Source organism: Chryseobacterium sp. TQ-BC-N36, assembly GCF_058382295.1.
The window spans coordinates 3209730-3230925 of record NZ_CM178175.1; the positions used below are offsets into that span (position 1 = coordinate 3209730).

Annotated in this window: 13 protein-coding genes, 2 tRNA genes and 3 rRNA genes; 4 read left to right on the forward strand and 14 right to left on the reverse strand. The window is 38.8% G+C overall.

Going from position 1 to position 21196, the window contains the following annotated elements:
- Positions 1–19: 19 nt before the first annotated feature.
- The 4 genes from AC3FI7_RS14330 (at position 20) to AC3FI7_RS14345 (ending at position 4674) form a co-directional block, all read left to right on the forward strand.
- A complete protein-coding gene (locus tag AC3FI7_RS14330; protein WP_343660048.1) occupies positions 20–820 on the forward strand; it encodes a WxL protein host-binding domain-containing protein in 801 nt (266 codons plus the stop codon).
- A complete protein-coding gene (locus AC3FI7_RS14335) occupies positions 813–3566 on the forward strand; it encodes a COG1470 family protein (protein ID WP_491460371.1) in 2754 nt (917 codons plus the stop codon). The genes AC3FI7_RS14330 and AC3FI7_RS14335 overlap by 8 nt, the downstream gene beginning before the upstream one ends.
- 32 nt (positions 3567–3598) lie before the next feature.
- Positions 3599–4096 carry a hypothetical protein gene (locus AC3FI7_RS14340; protein WP_491462098.1) on the forward strand — a complete coding sequence of 166 codons (498 nt, stop codon included), beginning with the start codon at positions 3599–3601 and terminating at the stop codon, positions 4094–4096.
- Positions 4097–4173: 77 nt separating this feature from the next.
- Positions 4174–4674: a hypothetical protein gene (locus AC3FI7_RS14345; RefSeq protein ID WP_291900355.1), complete on the forward strand. Its 501-nt coding sequence runs from the start codon at positions 4174–4176 to the stop codon at positions 4672–4674.
- Positions 4675–5174: 500 nt separating this feature from the next.
- On the opposite strand, the gene rrf is transcribed toward AC3FI7_RS14345, so the two are convergent.
- From rrf to AC3FI7_RS14415, 14 genes are all read right to left on the reverse strand, one after another.
- Positions 5175–5282 (reverse strand): 5S ribosomal RNA (rrf, locus tag AC3FI7_RS14350).
- Positions 5283–5453: 171 nt separating this feature from the next.
- Positions 5454–8206, reverse strand: a 23S ribosomal RNA gene (locus tag AC3FI7_RS14355).
- A 153-nt stretch (positions 8207–8359) separates the two neighbouring features.
- Positions 8360–8433: transfer RNA gene (locus AC3FI7_RS14360), tRNA-Ala, on the reverse strand.
- A 94-nt stretch (positions 8434–8527) separates the two neighbouring features.
- Positions 8528–8601, reverse strand: a tRNA-Ile gene (locus AC3FI7_RS14365).
- A 292-nt stretch (positions 8602–8893) separates the two neighbouring features.
- A 16S ribosomal RNA gene (locus AC3FI7_RS14370) occupies positions 8894–10410 on the reverse strand.
- The 16S, 23S and 5S rRNA genes sit together here with 2 tRNA genes alongside, the layout of an rRNA operon.
- Positions 10411–10994: 584 nt before the next feature.
- Positions 10995–11672 carry a hypothetical protein gene (locus AC3FI7_RS14375; RefSeq protein ID WP_142725014.1) on the reverse strand — a complete coding sequence of 226 codons (678 nt, stop codon included), beginning with the start codon at positions 11670–11672 and terminating at the stop codon, positions 10995–10997.
- A gap of 7 nt (positions 11673–11679) precedes the next feature.
- Entirely contained in the window at positions 11680–12543 is an 864-nt protein-coding gene (gene rfbD / locus AC3FI7_RS14380) for a dTDP-4-dehydrorhamnose reductase (RefSeq protein ID WP_142725015.1), read from the reverse strand.
- Between the two features lie 44 nt (positions 12544–12587).
- A complete protein-coding gene (locus tag AC3FI7_RS14385; protein WP_142725016.1) occupies positions 12588–13073 on the reverse strand; it encodes an acyl-CoA thioesterase in 486 nt (161 codons plus the stop codon).
- 70 nt (positions 13074–13143) lie between these two features.
- Entirely contained in the window at positions 13144–13647 is a 504-nt protein-coding gene (locus tag AC3FI7_RS14390; RefSeq protein ID WP_142725017.1) for an OmpH/Skp family outer membrane protein, read from the reverse strand.
- 65 nt (positions 13648–13712) lie between these two features.
- Positions 13713–14267, reverse strand: a complete 555-nt coding sequence (locus tag AC3FI7_RS14395) for an OmpH/Skp family outer membrane protein (RefSeq protein ID WP_343661173.1) — start codon at positions 14265–14267, stop codon at positions 13713–13715.
- A gap of 8 nt (positions 14268–14275) precedes the next feature.
- Positions 14276–16810: an outer membrane protein assembly factor BamA gene (bamA, locus tag AC3FI7_RS14400; protein WP_142725019.1), complete on the reverse strand. Its 2535-nt coding sequence runs from the start codon at positions 16808–16810 to the stop codon at positions 14276–14278.
- Between the two features lie 28 nt (positions 16811–16838).
- The gene (uppS, locus tag AC3FI7_RS14405; protein WP_142725020.1) at positions 16839–17588 is read right to left on the reverse strand and encodes an undecaprenyl pyrophosphate synthase; all 750 of its coding nucleotides are present in this window, start codon (positions 17586–17588) and stop codon (positions 16839–16841) included.
- A 1-nt stretch (position 17589) separates the two neighbouring features.
- On the reverse strand, positions 17590–18480 hold the full coding sequence (gene porG / locus AC3FI7_RS14410; protein ID WP_142725021.1) for a type IX secretion system protein PorG: 891 nt from the start codon (positions 18478–18480) through the stop codon (positions 17590–17592).
- A gap of 213 nt (positions 18481–18693) precedes the next feature.
- Positions 18694–21195: a polysaccharide biosynthesis tyrosine autokinase gene (locus AC3FI7_RS14415; RefSeq protein WP_491460372.1), complete on the reverse strand. Its 2502-nt coding sequence runs from the start codon at positions 21193–21195 to the stop codon at positions 18694–18696.
- Between the last annotated feature and the right edge of the window lies 1 nt (position 21196).

Sequence of the window (21196 nt, forward strand, 5' to 3'; positions counted from 1 at the left end):
TAACTCCAAACTTTATATAATGATAAAGCGTATTCTTCTTTTGGTCACCCTGATTTTGCAGTACAGCTTTTTACATGCGGGCATTGTGATTCTCAACGGGCTTACGCATTCTTACAAAATAGAAAACGGAAAGGTTTATAAAGGAAAAGTTGCCATTGAAAACACGAGCAGCAATCCTCAAAGCGTAAAATTATTTTTACAGGATTATACCTACCATGCTGATGGAACGATCTATTACTCAGCACTGCGTACGAATAAACGCAGTAACGGACAGTGGCTGAAACTCAATACCAATCTGGTTACTCTTAAAGGCAAAGAAAAGACCGAGGTATTTTATGAAATCACAGTTCCCAATCAGGTAACAGATCCGGGAAGCTATTGGAGTGTTATCATGGTAGAACCTGTAGAGGAGATAAAACCTAGTGACAATAAGCCGGGAGTGAGTATCACTTCTGTTATACGGTATGCAATTCAGGTGATAACAGACTTTGATACGGAAAAGGCTAAACCAGACCTTAAGTTTGAAAGTGTAAAAGTAGAAAAACAGGAGGGAAAAAAAATGGTAAAAATCGCGATTGCCAATAATGGCAATCTGTACTGTAAACCGACTGCAGCCATTGAAATCTATAATCGCAAAACAGGTGAAAAAGTGGGAACATACTCCAGTTTAACAATGGGGCTCTTGCCGGATACCTCCAAAACATTTTACATTGATATCAATGCAGTCCCCCCGGATACATACAGAGCTGCCATCATAGCTACGGATGAAGAAGAGAATGCATTTGCACTCAATGTGGAATTAGATGTAAAAAATGATTAGAACTTGGACATTATTTATTATCATATTATTATTCCCGGTATTTATTTTTTCTCAACAGCAATCCAACCGATTGATCAGTAAAAAAGATAGTTTAATGCCGGGGATGTCCACCTCTATTCCCTTTACATTAGAAAATAATTCAGCTGAAAGTAAGACCTATACTATTTCAGTATCTACATCAAGCCCGTCTATTAAACCTATTTTAGCCAAAGGAGAATTTCAGATGGCTCCTTATGAAACATCTGCTTATCTGGTACCATTGCGTATAGGAGCAGAAACCGGGCAAGGTAATTACTCTGTGACTTTGAATATCACCGATCGAAGCAACGGAATATCCTTTACCAAAACTTCAGAAATCACGGTTTCCGGAAACAGCAGTCTTTTGGTTACAGTTTTAAACGCACCGGAGTTTATAAGAGCCGGAGAAACGATCCGGGCTTCTTTTCTTTTAAAAAATAATGGTAATATAACTGAAAATATTGCACTGGAAAGTAAAAATGCAATTCTTGATAATGAGTCATCACTGATATTGGGGCCTAATGAATCAAAAATTATTACCATCCACAAATTAACAAGTCCTGAACTCGCTCAAAATGAATTTCAGAATCTCAATCTTTCGATACACCCGAAGAATAAACTCAAGGAAAATCAGGATGTCTATGCAAGTACTCAGGTTATATCAGTAAAGCCCTCTGAAAACGACATTTATCACAGGCTGCCTGTTGCTTTCTCGTTATCTTTTATTGGGATGCAGAATATGGGAGTTTATCACGATGGCTTCCAGGGGGAAATCTATGGCAAAGGAGCGCTTGATAAAGACAATAAAAATCAGATTGAATTCAGGGCCGTAACACACAATCCTGTAGAGCTTAACACTTTTACTCAATATGAGGAATATTTTGTGAATTATAAACGGGATCGTTTTTTTCTTCATCTTGGAGATAAAACCTATTCATCATCATATCTCACAGAATTCGCAAGATACGGACGGGGGGCAGAAATCCGGTATGATCTTAATAAAGTGAGCTTTGGCGGATTCTATAATCATCCCAGATTTTTCAGAGATATAAAAGATGAATTTAATATCTATTCAACGTTTAAGATCCGGAAAGAATCTGAAATTTCTGCAGGATATCTCTACAAAACTCCGAGAAAGGAAGAAATCAGATATGGAGATGTAAGGCTAGACTCAGATGCCCACCTCCCTTATACCAAAGGAAAATTCAAAATTTCAAATAGCATTACTCTTTCCGGAGAACTGGCATACAGCACGACACAGAAAACAGATGGAACAGCTTATTTATTGCAGGCTGAAGCAGTTTTTAAAAGGCTGAACGGAAGCTTAATGTACATGAGAGCCAGCCCTGATTTTGCCGGATATTTTACCAATACCAATACCTTTAACGGTAATATTTATTATAATATCACCAAAAAAATCAGTGTCTTTGCCAACTATATGCAGGATGCCAAAAACTTCCAAAGAGATACCCTGTTACTGGCTGCACCTTACAGAAAGTATTTTCAGTACGGTGTACAGTATAAGTATCTGCCCAGTGGTTTTATCATTCTTAATAATGGCTATCAAACCTATAAAGACCGTTTAGAACCTAAACAGTTTGATTATTATGAACGTTATTTCAAGGTGAGCGTTAATCAGCAGATTGGAGTTTTTCAGATAAATCTGGATGGACAGTTTGGAAAAACGGACAATTATCTGACCGGATTCACTGGAAATTCAAGTTTTTATTCTGCCAACCTTTCATTTCAAAAATTCAGAACATCTTTTAACATCTTCGGAAGTTATGCCATCAGCTCAAGATATCAGCTTCAGAATCAGAAAAACCTTTATTATGGAGCAAGGATATTTAGCCAGTTCTCTGATAAGACCAGTCTAAGCGTTTTTTATCAGAACAATTATATGCCTGAGGAATATTTTAAGGACAGAAATCTTTTTGAACTCCTTTTTCACCAGCGGCTATTTCCCGGAAATGAACTTGATCTTTCCGGAAGATATTCATTACAGAGAGGAGAAATTGGGGATAAAGACTTTATATTCTCCATGCGTTATACCTGGCGCCCCAACATTCCGGTACAGAAAATTGCTGACTATGTTTCACTATCAGGTAATATCGGGAACTTAGGTATAAAAAAAACAGAAGGAATCAGATTAATGCTTGGGAGTTATCTGTCTGTAACGGATAAGGATGGAAATTATGTATTTAAAAATGTTATTCCAGGTAATTATTTCCTTGAAATAGACCGTTCAACAACAGAAATCAATGATATACCGACTCACACCTTTCCTACAGCCCTTTCTTTGATCAACAAAGAGAATATTTTTAATTTCGGATTAACAGCAGCAGCAAGTGTTCAGGGACACGTCAGATTCTTAGAAACTGGGGAGAAAGATCAATCAGATTTTGGGCAGATACAATCTGTAAAAGGAAAAAGTAAAAAAGAAAGTATCATTGTTGAAGCCACCAATAATGATCAGACTTTTCGCAAGGTATGTTTCATAGGGGAAGATTTTGATTTCACTTATCTCAGGCCCGGAGACTGGACCGTTAAGGTTTACCGCAACGGATTGGATAAGCGCTATAAAATCTCAACAGACAAATTTCTGTTTACTTTAAAACCCTCAGAAACAAAGAAGCTAACTGTCAACGTTGTAAAACATCAGATAGAAATCAAATATCAACAGGAATCCTTGAAAGTAGGGTATAATGAAATAAAAAAGAAGAAATGATGCTGATCCGTTCCATAATATTAATACCATTGATGATAATATCAGGTTCTCTCTATTCCCAGACTGCAAGTACTACTGTAAGTCTGACATTACCCGTAGTAACACTAATGGATATTGAACCTACAGGAAGTATTACTTTGAATTTTGCGGCTCCTACCGAAGCAGGAAATCCTTTGGGAACCCCTACTCCCAATACATCAAAATGGATTAATTATACATCAGCCATCGCATCCGGCGGCCTCTCCAGAAGAATTACAGCCTCAGTAAATAAAGTTATTGCCGGGGTCAATATAATGATCCAGGCAGCAGCAGCTTCAGGAGCCGGCGGAGGAACACTGGGAACATCATCAGGTCAGGTAATTCTTACCACAACACCCACTACCATTATAAGTGGCATTGGAGGAGCATATACTGGCAATGGTGCCAATAACGGTCACGCACTTACCATTTCTCTCGCAACCGGTACTTATGCCAATTTACAGGCACAGGCTAATACTGCTGTTGTCATCACCTACACCATTACAGAATAAATTGAAAAATGAAAATTAAAAGTCCAATTCTCATAGAGCATTTCTTAAAAAGATATCTATACATTATTACTTTAATAATGGGAAATTTTATTCAAGGACAAACCATAAATATTACAGGAACTAGCTGGACTGTAGGAGTACCCACGATCACAGAAGCCGGAACCAATTATGCAGGAACTTATGATAATCCCAGCCTGTTAACATTATCCGGTCATTTACCAGGATCTTTCCTGAATCTTCTGTCAGGCTCAGGTGCCAGAATCAGCATGCAGCATGTTCCTACCTCCTGGAACAGCTCTATGAAACTTTATGCAAAAAGAAGTAATGGTACTACAGTCATTAATGGACTCTGTGTACTCTGCAGTGCCACCATAAATGGTGGAACTGCGAATTATATAGAAATACCACAAGGCACTTCTGCAACGCTTTCGACAATAACATTCGGAGGAGTATTAGGGGTCAACAACAGTGTAGATTACTCAGCTATCAGTGTACAGCTACAAATAGGAGGTATATCTGTAACAATCCCTGCTGCAACATACAGTACACAAATAGTTTTCACCATAGGAGCAAATTAAAAGCAAGATGTCATTAAGGAAACTGTTTCTTTGTTGAGACCTTTTTATTTCTTCTGGATTAAAATAAGATGGATCCTGACAGTTTGTAGATCTTTTCTTCACCCATTTAGGTTTTGTACGTTGTAGGCGATTTATGCGCTTAAAAAAGAGGAATAATTTATATGCATTGCAGGTAAGGAAATAGTTGTCCACCAACTTTCGAAAATTTCAGAAGCTTTGTCCCGCTATCCATTCCTACTCCTCGCGCCAGGGTTTATTTTCCCAGCTAACCCCAGTGCTTCCACCTCCTGCTGCGGGGTAACCAGTCCTATCGGGGCTAGGGGATGAATGATAATTGATGAAAGATCAGTAATCGATGTATTGTTATCATTGATCAATCATCATTTATTACTCATTACTCATTGCTCATTACTGATTACTTCTGTTACTTTAAACCGGGATGGGTATAAAACAAAAAATCCTTTATCGTCATGATAAAGGATTTTTAAAAATAAAATAAAAACTGGCGGCGGCCTACTCTCCCGCGTTAGCAGTACCATCGGCGCTGGTGGGCTTAACTTCTGTGTTCGGAATGGGAACAGGTGAGCCCCACCGCTAAAACCACCCTAAAGAAGGTATATATTGTAAAATGTCAGTTGTATCATCTACAATGTCGTTACATTATACTTTGTACATATTACATTTTACAAGTTTTAAGCGATAAAAACTTTCACAAAGACAAAACCTTTACTGCGCATAAAGTACTTGTCATTTTTTATAAATTTGATATAGCAACCATAGACTATAAATCTACGGGTAATTAGTACTACTCGGCTATGACATTACTGTCTTTACACCTGTAGCCTATCAACGTCGTCATCTACAACGACCCTTAAAAGATGTCTCATCTTGAGGCGAGTTTCGCACTTATATGCTTTCAGTGCTTATCTCTTCCAAACGTAGCTACTCAGCGGTGCACCTGGCGGTACAACTGATACACCAGAGGTTTGTTCAATTCGGTCCTCTCGTACTAGAATCAAGCCCTCTCAAACATCTAACGCCCGCAATAGATAGAGACCGAACTGTCTCACGACGTTCTGAACCCAGCTCGCGTGCCACTTTAATGGGCGAACAGCCCAACCCTTGGGACCTTCTCCAGCCCCAGGATGTGACGAGCCGACATCGAGGTGCCGAACCTCCCCGTCGATGTGAGCTCTTGGGGGAGACTAGCCTGTTATCCCCGGAGTACCTTTTATCCTATGAGCGATGGCCCTTCCATACGGAACCACCGGATCACTATGTCCTGCTTTCGCACCTGATCGACTTGTAGGTCTCACAGTCAAGCACCCTTATGCCATTACACTCTACGCACGGTTACCAAGCGTGCTGAGGGTACCTTTGAAAGCCTCCGTTACTCTTTTTGGAGGCGACCACCCCAGTCAAACTACCCACCACGCAATGTCCTTCTGAAAGAAGTTAGGCTCCAAGTAAGTAAAGGGTGGTATTTCAACGACGGCTCCACAAACACTAGCGTGCCTGCTTCAAAGCCTCCCACCTATCCTACACATTACTTACTCAAAGTCAATACGAAGTTATAGTAAAGGTTCACAGGGTCTTTTCGTCCCATTGCGGGTAATCGGCATCTTCACCGATACTACAATTTCACCGAGCTCGTGGCTGAGACAGTGCCCAGATCGTTACACCATTCGTGCAGGTCGGAACTTACCCGACAAGGAATTTCGCTACCTTAGGACCGTTATAGTTACGGCCGCCGTTTACTGGGGCTTCAGTCAATGCCTTCGCTTACGCTAAGCACCTTCCTTAACCTTCCAGCACCGGGCAGGTGTCAGACCCTATACAGCATCTTTCGATTTAGCAGAGTCCTGTGTTTTTGATAAACAGTCGCCTGGGCCTCTTCACTGCGGCCACCATTGCTGATGGCGTCTCTTCTTCCGAAGTTACGAGACTATTTTGCCTAGTTCCTTAGCCACGACTCACTCGAGCACCTTAGGATTCTCTCCTCGACCACCTGTGTCGGTTTTGGTACGGGTTGCTTCACTTCGGCTTTTCTTGGATCAGATTACTCTACAGCAGCTTCGCCCGAAGGCTAGGCCTTGACTATTCCGTCAGTCTCCAGCAGATACATCCAACCGTCCCCTTTTATTGTGAGCAAGTCAGGGAATATTAACCCTGTGTCCATCCACTACCCCTCTCGGGTTCGCGTTAGGTCCCGACTAACCCTCAGCTGATTAGCATGGCTGAGGAAGCCTTGGTCTTTCGGTGAGCAGGTTTCTCGCCTGCTTTATCGTTACTTATGCCTACATTTTCTTTTCTATCCGCTCCACAATACCTCACAGTACTGCTTCGGCGCAAATAGAATGCTCTCCTACCAGATGTATAAATACAAATCCATAGCTTCGGTAATATGTTTATGCCCGATTATTATCCATGCCGGACCGCTCGACTAGTGAGCTGTTACGCACTCTTTAAATGAATGGCTGCTTCCAAGCCAACATCCTAGCTGTCAATGCAGTCCAACCGCGTTGTTTCAACTTAACATATATTTGGGGACCTTAGCTGTTGGTCTGGGTTCTTTCCCTCTCGGACATGGACCTTAGCACCCATGCCCTCACTGCCGACGAACATTTATTAGCATTCGGAGTTTGTCAGGAATTGGTAGGCGGTGAAACCCCCGCATCCAATCAGTAGCTCTACCTCTAATAAACTTAACATCGACGCTGCACCTAAATGCATTTCGGAGAGTACGAGCTATCTCCCAGTTTGATTGGCCTTTCACCCCTACCCACAGGTCATCCGAAGACTTTTCAACGTCAACCGGTTCGGTCCTCCACTCTGTGTTACCAGAGCTTCAACCTGCCCATGGGTAGATCACAAGGTTTCGCGTCTAATCCTACTAACTCAGCGCCCTATTCAGACTCGCTTTCGCTTCGGCTCCGGTACTTAATACCTTAACCTCGCTAGTAAAATTAACTCGTAGGCTCATTATGCAAAAGGCACGCCGTCACAGCTTTATGCTGCTCCGACCGCTTGTAGGCGTACGGTTTCAGGTTCTATTTCACCCTTCTATTCGAAGTGCTTTTCACCTTTCCTTCACAGTACTTGTTCACTATCGGTCTTTCAGGAGTATTTAGCCTTGGAGGATGGTCCCCCCATATTCAGACAGGATTTCACGTGTCCCGCCCTACTCATTTATCATCTAATTATGCCTTTCGAGTACAGGATTATCACCTTCTATGATTGTTCTTTCCAGAACATTCCTCTAAACATAAATAGACTTTTGGGCTAATCCGCTTTCGCTCGCCACTACTTACGGAATCTCTTCGATTTCTTTTCCTCCGGGTACTTAGATGTTTCAGTTCTCCGGGTTTGCTCCTCTTGCGAGGTGACATGTCTTCAACATGCCGGGTTGCCCCATTCGGATATCTGCGGATCAATTCGTGTGTGCCAATCCCCGCAGCTTTTCGCAGCTTACCACGTCCTTCGTCGCCTCTGAAAGCCTAGGCATCCGCCATACGCCCTTAACGATTTCTTTCCTATTGGTTACTCAAGCGCTTTATGCGCTCGGTTTTCTCTTTGTGATGTCTTTACCGTTAATGTCAATGATCTTAATGTCTTCTTTTCCTACTGATGAACAGATGTTGTTGTTGGCTCCATCCGTAACTTTTAAATCAGTATTCCAAAACTGTGGAGAATAAGGGAGTCGAACCCTTGACCTCCTGCGTGCAAGGCAGGCGCTCTAGCCAGCTGAGCTAATTCCCCCTCTAGGTTGATTTGAGATTTCAAGTTTGAGATTTGAGATTCATACATAACGAATTTCAAATTTCAAATATCCAATTTCAAATCACTTAATTAGTAGTCTCGGGCAGGCTCGAACTGCCGACCTCTACATTATCAGTGTAGCGCTCTAACCAGCTGAGCTACGAGACTTCATTATTAATTTTAAATTTTAAATTGAAAATTTTAAATGATTATTTAAATCTAAAATCTATAATTTATAATCTAAAATCTCTCTATCCCTTTACTAATTTCTAGTGGGTTTTATTTTTAATATATTTATAAGTAATGGGTAATGAGTAGTTTTAAATGATCCAATTACCTGGCTCTTTTTACTTTTACCTTTTTACTTACAAATCAACCAAACAAAAAACTAAAGCTATACTTTAAGTAAGTATTATGTATCTTACGATACTGATTTTGTTTAACGTCCAAAGACGCTCTAAAATGAGATGTTCCAGCCGCACCTTCCGGTACGGCTACCTTGTTACGACTTAGCCCTAGTTACCTGTTTTACCCTAGGCAGCTCCTGTTACGGTCACCGACTTCAGGTACCCCAGACTTCCATGGCTTGACGGGCGGTGTGTACAAGGCCCGGGAACGTATTCACCGCGCCATGGCTGATGCGCGATTACTAGCGATTCCAGCTTCATAGAGTCGAGTTGCAGACTCCAATCCGAACTGAGACCGGCTTTCGAGATTTGCATCACTTCGCAGTGTAGCTGCCCTCTGTACCGGCCATTGTATTACGTGTGTGGCCCAAGGCGTAAGGGCCGTGATGATTTGACGTCATCCCCACCTTCCTCTCTACTTGCGTAGGCAGTCTCACTAGAGTCCCCAACTTAATGATGGCAACTAGTGACAGGGGTTGCGCTCGTTGCAGGACTTAACCTAACACCTCACGGCACGAGCTGACGACAACCATGCAGCACCTTGAAAAATGTCCGAAGAAAAGTCTATTTCTAAACCTGTCATTTCCCATTTAAGCCTTGGTAAGGTTCCTCGCGTATCATCGAATTAAACCACATAATCCACCGCTTGTGCGGGCCCCCGTCAATTCCTTTGAGTTTCAAACTTGCGTTCGTACTCCCCAGGTGGCTAACTTATCACTTTCGCTTAGTCTCTGAAGCTTGCGATCCAAAAACGAGTTAGCATCGTTTACGGCGTGGACTACCAGGGTATCTAATCCTGTTCGCTCCCCACGCTTTCGTCCATCAGCGTCAGTTGTTGCTTAGTAACCTGCCTTCGCAATTGGTGTTCTAAGTAATATCTATGCATTTCACCGCTACACTACTTATTCCAGCTACTTCAACAACACTCAAGACCTGCAGTATCAATGGCAGTTTCACAGTTAAGCTGTGAGATTTCACCACTGACTTACAGATCCGCCTACGGACCCTTTAAACCCAATAAATCCGGATAACGCTTGCACCCTCCGTATTACCGCGGCTGCTGGCACGGAGTTAGCCGGTGCTTATTCGTATAGTACCTTCAGCTAGATACACGTATCTAGGTTTATCCCTATACAAAAGAAGTTTACAACCCATAGGGCCGTCGTCCTTCACGCGGGATGGCTGGATCAGGCTCGCACCCATTGTCCAATATTCCTCACTGCTGCCTCCCGTAGGAGTCTGGTCCGTGTCTCAGTACCAGTGTGGGGGATCACCCTCTCAGGCCCCCTAAAGATCGCAGACTTGGTGAGCCGTTACCTCACCAACTATCTAATCTTGCGCGTGCCCATCTCTATCCACCGGAGTTTTCAATATCCATCGATGCCGACAAATATATTATGGGGTATTAATCTTCCTTTCGAAAGGCTATCCCCCTGATAAAGGCAGGTTGCACACGTGTTCCGCACCCGTACGCCGCTCTCAAGATCCCGAAAGATCTCTACCGCTCGGCTTGCATGTGTTAGGCCTCCCGCTAGCGTTCATCCTGAGCCAGGATCAAACTCTCCATTGTATGTTTGTCTGACTCACTCAAAGTTTTTAACGCTTTAGTTTTTCCTTACTTGGTTGTTATATTGTATGTCAATGATCTTTATATCTTTCGCTTTTTAACGAAGCAATCTCTCTGTCAGTGTCACTCCGTATTTGCGAGTGCAAAAGTAAAACTTTATTTCTTAATGACCAAATGTTTCTAAAGAAAATTTTAAAGTTTTTTAAGTAACCTTAATTCCTTTACTAACCCTCAATCATCCTACTCCTGCGCTCCCTTAATTGGGACTGCAAAGATACAAACTCTTTTTTATCTCGCAACTCTTTTTTTAAAAAAAGTTTAAAGTTTTTTTTCGCCTGTCTCTTGTGAAGTAAATAATGTTCCTGCTTAACTAAAAGCTCTTTTGCGCTTACTGATCTACTCTCGTTTTCAGTGGGGCAAAGATAGCAACTTCTCATAACGCAAAACAAGTTTATTGAACATAAATTTTGCCGTTTCGTAATATTAAACCCTAAACCACTGAAAATAAGGAAGAAAAATTTAACTAACAAAAATTACTCAGTCCATTCTTTCCAATATGAACCATAAAAAACGGCTATAATTGATGTTTATGGGTTCTTTTCTTTATAGATTACGCTCAAAAATTCTGCATAAGACTTTTCAAGACCAATAATATCTCCGGATTTCAGGTTTAAACCTCCTACTCCTGAGTTATCGGATTTTACTTTTAAAGAAGAAACCTGGAAATACAGATTGTCATCATTGGCTTTTGGCTGAACTTTAACTGTAGACCCTAACAATTTTTTTGTTGAGATGGTATAGATTTCTCCCGGAACAATTTTTAATTTTAAAAACGATCTGGGCGAAATAGTATAATCTTTTCGGTTGACACTTATTTTCTGATCTTTTTCAGAAGAGGCAAATATATACATATCGCCATGTTTAGCAGCTAATTTTTCTTTGGGCGTATAGTATAAAGCAACTTTATAATTCGCAGCATTGAATGGCTGGGGTGTGCCGTCAATATTTTCGAAAGGCTTTAACTCAAACGTATTGGCACCGATCTCTTTTGCCTTTTTATATACTGAAGAAAATACAAGTGCATCATCTTTTGAAAATCCCTGTACTTCTATTTCTCCTAAATAAACAGCATCTGTAGCATCTTCTTTTCTGTAGAAGAATTTATCTGTGTTATCATTTGTCTTTTCCACCCTGGTCATATAAACATTCTGCGCGCTCCACAGCTGGATACATACTACAGAAAAGATGATTGCAATATTCTTCATATATATATTATTGATGTGAAAGTATTTCAACACATTCTTCAAGACTGTTTTCCCAATGCCTTGGTTCTATGTGATATGTTTCCTCTATTTTGTCCAGAGACATTGTACTTCTCGCTGGTCTTTTGGCAGGAGTGGGATACTGTTCGGTTGTTAAAGCATTTAGTTTTATCGTTGATTTTGAGAACTCAGCAATTTTTTTTGCAAATTCAAACCAGGTCGTCTCCGGATAGTTTGAAAAATGGAAAATTCCATAGGTTTTTTGTGGAGCCTGAATGATCTCTATAATGGCTTCTGCCAAATCATTGGCATTAGTAGGCTGCCCGTACTGGTCAGCTACGATTCCCAACTCATCTTTCTGAGAGAACAGATTCAACATTGTTTTTACAAAATTCTTATTGAATTCAGAGTATAACCATGAAGTTCTCAGAATGATCGTTTTGGGATTAATTTCCAGAGCAAGCTCCTCTCCCTTTCTTTTTGATTCTCCGTAAACTCCTATAGGATTGGTAAAATCATCTTCAGAATAAGGAAGATTAGTGGTTCCATCAAAAACATAGTCCGTTGAAACATGAATCAGAGTAGATTTATAGTCTGCACAAGCCTGAGCAAGATGAGCTACTCCGCTTGCATTTACCGCAAAGGCTTTTTCTTTTTCTTTTTCTGCCAGATCAACCGCTGTATATGCAGAAGCATTGATGCAGTAATCAGGTTTGTTATCATAAAAAAAATCGTTCACCTGCTCTTCATTGGTAACATCTAAGGTGGATGAATCTGTAAATAAGAATTCATATTGATGTTCAAAATCAGGAGCTATCTTTTTTATACAGTTTCCTAATTGCCCGTTACTACCTATTACTGCTATTTTCTTCATTTATTTATTATTTAATTTAATTGGAACCTCAATAAGAAATGGATCTAAGAGTTTTTAGCATTTTGGGTTCTCAAGAACTTCACTCTTGACTGGAAGTCTTTCTGAATAAGATCTACATAGAATTTATCAAAAATTCCTTTGATCTCTTCCGGATGCACTTCAGATTTTCTTGTTTTAACATTGAAATAAATAACAGTCACCCAAAGTACGGCATGAATTGTTTTTTCATCCAGGCTTTTCATCAGGATTTCGACTTTTGCCGTTCTGTCCTGTACATCGATGGTTTTGCTGCTGATTACTACCTGAGTGTTGTATCTTACTTCTTTTAGGTAGGCTATTTCATTTTGAATTGCAATCCATGTACAGCCTGTTTTCTTGGTATATTCTTCGTAGGTAAAACCATAAAATGTTTCTACATGATCCTCTCTGGCATTGAACATATAATCAAGATATTTCACATTATTCAAATGTCCTATCGGATCACAGTCACTAAACCTCACTTTTACCGTGGTTGATACTTCTTTTTCCATTCCGCAAAAATAAAAAAACCACCTCTAAAAGAGGTGGTTAGTTTTATAAATCTTTGTTAATTTGCCGAAATTATTGAATTCCTAGTTCTTTTTTTACAGCAGCAGTAGCATCTGGTCCTGCTTTATAAAGGAATGCCGTTGAGTTTGCATCCATAATGTAGTCATAACCGTTAGCTTTAGCTACTTTTTCTACAGCATCATTTAATTTCTTTTCAATAGGTCCGAAAGCTACATCCTGCTTAGACTGCAGATCTTTTTGAGCTTTGTCCTGCATTTGCTGGATTTCATCTGCTAATTTTTTCATCTCCTCTTCTCTTGCTTTGTTTTCATCAGCTGTTTTTTTAGGAGCTTCTGTCTGATATTGCTGATATTTAGTCTGAGCAGCGTCTGCTTTTTTCTTAATCTCAGCTTGTTTAGTATCTAAGAATGTTTTTAGATCAGCATCTGCTTTCTTTTTCTCCGGCATAGCGTTAAGAACTCCCATTACATCTAAAGTAGCAATTTTTTGAGCTTTTGCCATACCTACAGATACAACCATCATTACTGCTGCAAATAATACACTTAATTTTTTCATAACTGGTAAATAAATAATTTAATTTGTTTTTAGATTTTAAAATATAGCAAAAGTTAATTTTAAAATTATTTTTTGCTTTTGCTATTTGTTTTTTCCTTCTTATCTGTTCCTTTTAACAGAATAGATAATACTTTTTCGGTATAATCATACTTTGACTGAAGGAAAATAACACTAATGTTATTGCTTTTATCAAGAACTATGCCCAAGCCGTTTTTTTCGGACATTGTTTTGATGGCTCCCCAGATCTGGTCCTGAAAAGGCTGCACCAGATTGGTTCTCAGTTTTGTGATTTCACCGTTAGCTCCAAAACGTAAGCTTGTTGTCGTTTTAATGTTTTTATCAAGGTCCGTTACTTCTTTTTCTCTAAGTTTAAGCTGGTCCCCTATCAATAAAACTTTTTCACTCTCAAAAGCAGCCTTTTTTCTTTCATATTCAGATTGAAGGCTTTGAAGTTCAGATTCCCAGGTATCGATCTGAGAATTTAATCTTGCTTCAGCTTCTTTATACTGAGGTAATTTATTCAAAATTTCATTAGTATCCACTACTCCTATTTTCTGAGCATTGCCCAATCCGAAAATCAGAAGTAATATGAATGTGAAAGTTATTTTAAAGTGCTTCATATTTGTAATTATAATGTTTGGTTCATCAAGAAGTGGTTACGCCATCCGGACTTGTCACCTGACAATGTTTTATCAAGACCAAGCGCGAAGTCAAATCCGATTAATCCAAATGCTCCCATATAAACCCTTACTCCTACACCGACTGATCTTTTCAACTGGAACGGGCTGTAAGTACTCCATGAATTCCATACGTTACCTCCTTCAGCAAATGTCAATGCATAAATTTTTGCAGTCTGGCTCATTGAGATCGGGTATCTTAATTCTAAGGTAAATCTGTTATAGATGGTACCTCCTCCTTTCTGGGTAATATCTTCTGCCTGACCTCCTTCTGTGGTGGCATTTTCGTACCCTCTTAAAGGAATCAATTCTCTACCGTCATATCTTCCTCCGAAAAGTCCTGTACCTCCCATATAGAATCTTTCAAATGGCGGTGCTCCCAGTTTACTGTTATATCCGTCCATGAATCCCATTTCAGCAGATGATCTCAACACAAGTTTTCCGATGATTTCATTGTAAACATCTGCTTTAAACTTGATTTTATAGAACTCCATCCACTTGTACTTGTCAATTGGTGACATCGTAGAGTAATCTTTACTTTTAAATAAAGAGTACGGAGGAGTCAGTTTTGCTGAAAGCTCTATATTGGATCCCATTGTCGGGAAGATCGGGTCAATACCTGCTGAGTTTCTGCTCAGCCCCAAATTGACACTGAAGTTATTGGCTGTACCATTATATTCTGTAGTATCACCAAACTGGAACGGATAATTGTTGAAGTCATACTTCTGGAACTGTAATCCTGTATACAGGGAGAAGTAATCATCAGGCCAGTTCAATAATCTGTTCAATCCTGCTGATGCAGAGAAAATGTTCAATTTTTGAGCACTTCCATATTGGTCTGTATATCTTACTCTTGAGTTGTTCAAACTTACAGAGAGAGCAGTTGCCCTTGTACCGAATAACCAAGGTTCCGTGAATGATACTCCATAGTTCTGAAAGTACTGTCCTGCCTGTACCTGAATAGAGAAAGTCTGTCCGTCTCCCTGAGGTACCGGTTTGAAATCTTTGAACTTAAGGAAGTTCTTTAATGAAAAGTTATTAAATGTAAGTCCTAAAGTCCCAATAAAGCTGTTACCACCGTAACCTGCCTGCAGCTGTACCTGAGAAGATCCTTTTTCTACCAGTTTCCAGTTGATATCTACAGTATTATCCTGCTGATTTGGTTGGATATCCTGTCCAATCTGCTGGGGATCAAAGAATGACATCCCTGCAAGATCGAAATATGTTCTTTTAATTTCTGTTTTCTTGAATAATTCTCCCGGTTTTGTTCTCAGTGCTCTAAGAATTACGTGGTCATGGGTAGTTGTATTTCCCTGCCATGTTACTTTATTCCAGGTAGCCTGCTCTCCTTCATTAATTCTTACTTCAAGGTTTACGGCATCTCCTGATACTGATTTTTCAACAGGTGTTACGTTGGAAAAAAGGTAACCATTGTTCATATAAACAGATTTGATATCTGAATCGTCTTCTTTACCTCCGTCTTCTCCTACTTTTTTGTTGAAACCTACAGCATCGTAGATATCTCCTTTTTTATATCCAAGTAATCGCTGTAAATATTCTGTAGCGTATACTGTATTTCCCGTGAATGTAATATCCCCGATATAATATTTTTTACCCTCGTTAAGCTTTACATTGATTTCGTAGTTATTTCTTTTGTTTCTCCAAACAGAATCAGAAACGATTTTAGCATCTCTGTATCCCAGGGAGTTGTAATAACTGATAAGGCTTTGCTTATCCTCCTGATATTTATCTTCAATGAATTTTGAGGATTTCAGAATCCCGCCGATACCGAAACGTTTTTGTTTTGTTTCTTTGAAAGCTTTGTTTCTAAGTTTTCTATCGGAAACATTTTCGTTCCCTTCGAATTCAATATGGTCAATTTTAATTCTTTTCCCTTTATCTACATTAATTGTCCAGTCTACTAAGGCAGGATCTCCCGCATTTACTTTATCCTGGATACTGATTTTGGCATCTGCAAAACCTTTTTTAATATAATCTTTAGGAACATTGGTTTTAAGGCTTGAAACCAGGTTTTGAGTAATTTTGGTTCCAGGTTTAAGGTTGTTATCCTTTGCCAGTTTCTCACTTTTAGATTTACCGATTCCTTTCCCTGTAAATTTTACTTCTCCAAGTTCCTTCAGGTCCTGCAGGTAAAATTTCAGAACGATTGTCTGTCCTTCAATGCTTTGAACATAAACTTCCACCTCAGAAAAAGATTGGGTATCCCAAAGCTTTTTTACAGCATTGCTGATTTTCTGTCCCGGAATGTCTACACTCTCTCCCTTTGTAAGGCCCGTAAATCTTAAGATCTGAGCTGGTGTATATTTTTTTACCCCATCTACAACGATGTCTTTAAGTGTGTAAGTACCTGCCTCATTTTCTGCATGTACAGCATTATTTACTTTTGTGCTGTCTTGTGGAGTTACTTGTCCATAAAAATGTGCAGAAGCAGCAAACATAATGATGGGTAATAGTCTAAACTTCATTTTATCGAGTCTTTCTTTTCTTAAAATTTTATTGGCCTTTTACTTGCTCACCGGTTAAACCGTATCTTCTCTCTTTGTTTTGATAATCAACAATACATTGGAAGAAAATATCTTTGGTAAAATCCGGCCACAGAACATTTAAAAACTGTAATTCTGCATAAGCGATCTGCCAAAGCAGGAAATTGCTTATTCTTATTTCACCGCTGGTTCTGATCAGTAAATCTACAGGAGGAAAATCTTTTGTATACAGATAACTTTCAAATAAACTTTCGTTAATATCTTCCAGCTCTACTTTTCCTTCTTTTACATCAGAACTTATATTTTTAACGGCTTCCAGTATTTCATTTTGTGAGCCATAGCTTATCGCCAATACAAGGTTTCCTTTTGTGTTTTCTTTTGTAAGTTCTACTACACGTTCCAGCTGTTCTCTTACTAATGGGGGAAGTTTTTCCAGATTCCCTATCACATGCATTCTCAATCCTTTGCTGAAGATCTCTTCTGCTTCAAGCAGCAGGGTTTCTACCAACAGATTCATCAGGGTATTCACTTCTTCTGCCGGACGGCTCCAGTTTTCTGAAGAGAATGTATACAGTGTTAAGTAAGGGATATTGATCTCATTACAGGCATTAATGGCATTCCTTACTGCATTAATGGCATTTTTGTGACCGAAAGTTCTTTCTTCGCCACGAGATTTTGCCCATCTTCCATTACCATCCATAATGATGGCTACGTGTTTCGGTAAATTCTCAGAATTTATTTTATCTTTAATCAACGACATATTATTCACAATAACATGGAGGTCTTCCGAACGAATACGTCAGTCCTAAGCTGAATGTATTGATCCAGTCATTAGATCTGTCATCTCCAATATTTCTCTTTTTAATAAACTCTGCTTCTCTTTCTTTAGAAACTGCATAGTAATTTCCAGACTGTAATAATGAACCACCGGTAGCAGGGTCCAAGATATCAGCATTAAAAGAAGTTTTTACATCTTTGGAAAGGATCTTACTGTGATCCAACTGATCCGTCAATGTATATCTGAACGTAGCTTCTGCAAATATAGCCCAGGAATGGTTGAATTTATACTTCAGACCGACACCAAAAGGGATATGCATAGTTACTTTTTTTCCCAATGAATAATTTGTTGTAGTGGTAAAATCCAATTCATTGATCGGAGCCTGTGCTACACCATCGGCATCTCTTCTGAAATCATTCATAAGTGTAGCTTTCGGCGCATCAAACATCAAAGCACCAACACCTCCGAAGATGTAAGGGCTTAGCATGCTGATCTGCTCATTATTGACAGGGAAAAAGTTATATTCAAACATTAAACTCGCCTCATACACATTGTTTTTTCCGTATGAGTTTCTATTTCTTCTGTAATCTTCCTTTGCCGCTTTATCGCTAAACTGAATCTGGTTATATCCTAAATCCAACCTAACGGTCTGATGCGGGTTAAAATTAAATCTATATAATAAACCACCATAAAATGGGACACCCCAATCTGACGTTCTGCTTAAATCCAACGGCTTTTGTAAAATATAATTTGTCCTTCCTACATCTCCCACTAGGTTACTCATACCTAGACGAACTCCCAATTCGTTTCTTTGTGCTTTGACACTTACCACTCCAAGGAAGGCAAGGAAGCTAAACAATAATTTTTTATTCATAAAAGAATATGGATTTATGGTTATTTTAAAATTTAATTTTTGCAAATATAAAACATTTTTATATTAATGATAATCTTAATGTTTAGTTAAAAATAAACAAAAAAACATAATTTGTTATAAAGTAAACGGCAAAGTGGCAAAAATATTCTTTTTTTCATAGAATGAAAATATAATAAATATGAAAAAACCCCCATTAAATGAGGGTTTAATGCTTTATTTTTTATTAAATAACACCCGTACTTTATTTCTGATTCTTATCAACAATGGCTCTTTATAATTTTTATCTTCATCAAAATAGCCGTAACCATAACCGTAACCGTAGCCATAACCGTAGCCATAACCATATCCCTGTTTTGTATTATAGTCATTATAAATAAGGCCCAGATTGTCAATTTCATCATTATGATATTTCTCTGTAATCATTTTCAGCATATACTTTTCTGTGTATTCATGGCGTACAACATAAAGATTAGCATCAGAAAGCTTCATCAGTTCATATGAATCTGCTACCAATCCTACCGGTGGTGAATCTATAATAATAAAATCGTATTTTTCTTTAAGTTCTTCTATAAATTTGATATTTCTCTGGCTCATTAAAAGCTCAGAGGGGTTTGGCGGGATGGGCCCCGAAGTAGCAACATCCAGATTAGGGATTTTTGTTTTGTTTACAATCTGATCAATTCCCACTTCACCCGTAAGGTAATTTGATATCCCATATTTATTATCAATCTTAAAATCTCCAAAGATTTTCGGTTTTCTAAGATCCATACCCAGCAAGATTGTTTTTTTGTCACTCAACCCTATAACTGAAGCTAAATTGATGGAAATATATGTTTTTCCTTCTCCTCCTATGGACGATGTAATCAAAATGACTTTACCTTTCTCATTTTCATTATCCATGAGAAATCTCATATTTGCCCGTATTCCCCTAAAAGCTTCAGATACCGATGATTTTGGCTGCTCCAAAACGGTAAGCATATTTTCATTACTGTTATTTCCAATGACCCCAAGAAGCGGAATTTTCGTAGCACTTAAGAGTTCTTTGATATTTCTTATTTTATTATCCAACACTTCTCCAACAAGGATCAATAACAACGGAAGCAGAAGCAGTCCTAAAATAATCACCGTCTTTGCCAGCTTTACATTAGGTCCTATAGGTCTTTGTCCTACATTTTTAGCAGGGTCAATTACTGTGATATCAGATTGATTGGTTGCCATTCTCATCTGTGTATCGCTCTGTCTACCCAAAAGACTGTTATAAGTGGCCTCAATCATATTATAACCTCTTTCTGCATCCAAATATCTTCTTTCTTTTTCAGGGTAAGAAGCTAAATCTGAGTTGGCTCCCGCTATTTCGCGGTCTATTTTATTGATTTCATCATAATATCTGTTGTAATAACCTCTCAGGCTATTGGATGATCCCATTCTCGCTTCATCAATCAGCCTGTTGATTTCTCTCATTGGTTCTGATGAAGGCTTGTAAATGGTAGCCATTTCTGCTTTTTTGGTATACAATGCTCTCAATTCAGAAACAGTGGCAGAGAAGACACCATCTTCAAAACCAGCAGCATTTGTTCCGATCATTTTGTCAAAATTCTGAGACTGAAGAGTATTTTTGATATTGTTAAGAGAACTGATTTTACTAATAATATCTGCTTTTTTTGCTTCCAGTTCTTTTATTCTTTCCAGAGATTTTTCGTCTCTGTCTTTAATATTATAAAGTTTTTCTGAAGTTTTCAGGTAATTCAGCACATTTGCACTTGAATCAAGTTTTTTACGGATATTACCAAGGTTTTCTTTTAAAAATACATCTGTATTTTTATTAACAATGTTTTTATCAGCCAGTCTCTTTTTCTGCAGTTCTGCAACGGATTTGTTCAGGAAATTAACCGTACTGTTAAGATTATACCCTTTTTTGGTAATAACCATAATAGATCTGATTTCTTTATCAAAATCTACCCCGGTTGTAGATACAATTTCATCTACACTCTGATTCACAGAGTTCAGGCTTATAATGATATTATCCAGCTTGATTTTAGTGGGAACGGGGTTTTTAAGCAATCTGAATCTAAGATTGGGAGAATTATACCATTCATTGATCTTTATCACTTTATTAGCCGGTCTGCTGTAAGGGCTGATGCTTTGGAATCCTTCAACTTCATAATTATATAAGCTTGTAGACTCACCTTCATCAGGCAAAACCACCTCATAGGCTCCATTATCTTTGGGAATCAAAGTAATAGGATAATTGATCTGCTGAAGATGGCCTCTGTCTATCTGAAGAAAAACAGGGGAATCATCTTTGTCCAGGTAAGTAGATTTTATAAGTCCTTTGGTAGAATAGTTCACAAAAAGATCCAATTCTTTTACCAGGAACTCATTATGAGATCTGGATAGGAGCATTTTTTTCAGATAAAGCCCATCCTGGTTTCCTGTATCACCCCAAATGAAATTAATAGACTGATTGGATTGGGTTGGCAGGAATTCTGACCCTTTGCTGGAAGTGCTTAGTGATAAATCCGACGCATAAATATTTTGTGCATAATATTTACTGTATATCCAGGCAATGGCATAGCCTATAAAAAACATGAACACAAACCAGTACCAGTTTTTAAGAATTCTTCTTAAAAAGTGTTCTATGTCAAATAATGCGAACGACCCATACTTGTCTTTCTGAGAATTTTTCTCTGCAGCGGTTACTTTTTCTGGAATCATG

Coding starts and splice junctions, on each gene's coding strand:
- AC3FI7_RS14330 (WP_343660048.1), top strand. CDS start 20: ATGATAAAGCGTATTCTTCTTTTGGTCACCCTGATTTTGCAGTACAGC.
- AC3FI7_RS14335 (WP_491460371.1), top strand. CDS start 813: ATGATTAGAACTTGGACATTATTTATTATCATATTATTATTCCCGGTA.
- AC3FI7_RS14340 (WP_491462098.1), top strand. CDS start 3,599: ATGATAATATCAGGTTCTCTCTATTCCCAGACTGCAAGTACTACTGTA.
- AC3FI7_RS14345 (WP_291900355.1), top strand. CDS start 4,174: ATGGGAAATTTTATTCAAGGACAAACCATAAATATTACAGGAACTAGC.
- AC3FI7_RS14375 (WP_142725014.1), bottom strand. CDS start 11,672: ATGAAGAATATTGCAATCATCTTTTCTGTAGTATGTATCCAGCTGTGG.
- rfbD (WP_142725015.1), bottom strand. CDS start 12,543: ATGAAGAAAATAGCAGTAATAGGTAGTAACGGGCAATTAGGAAACTGT.
- AC3FI7_RS14385 (WP_142725016.1), bottom strand. CDS start 13,073: ATGGAAAAAGAAGTATCAACCACGGTAAAAGTGAGGTTTAGTGACTGT.
- AC3FI7_RS14390 (WP_142725017.1), bottom strand. CDS start 13,647: ATGAAAAAATTAAGTGTATTATTTGCAGCAGTAATGATGGTTGTATCT.
- AC3FI7_RS14395 (WP_343661173.1), bottom strand. CDS start 14,267: ATGAAGCACTTTAAAATAACTTTCACATTCATATTACTTCTGATTTTC.
- bamA (WP_142725019.1), bottom strand. CDS start 16,810: ATGAAGTTTAGACTATTACCCATCATTATGTTTGCTGCTTCTGCACAT.
- uppS (WP_142725020.1), bottom strand. CDS start 17,588: ATGTCGTTGATTAAAGATAAAATAAATTCTGAGAATTTACCGAAACAC.
- porG (WP_142725021.1), bottom strand. CDS start 18,480: ATGAATAAAAAATTATTGTTTAGCTTCCTTGCCTTCCTTGGAGTGGTA.
- AC3FI7_RS14415 (WP_491460372.1), bottom strand. CDS start 21,195: ATGATTCCAGAAAAAGTAACCGCTGCAGAGAAAAATTCTCAGAAAGAC.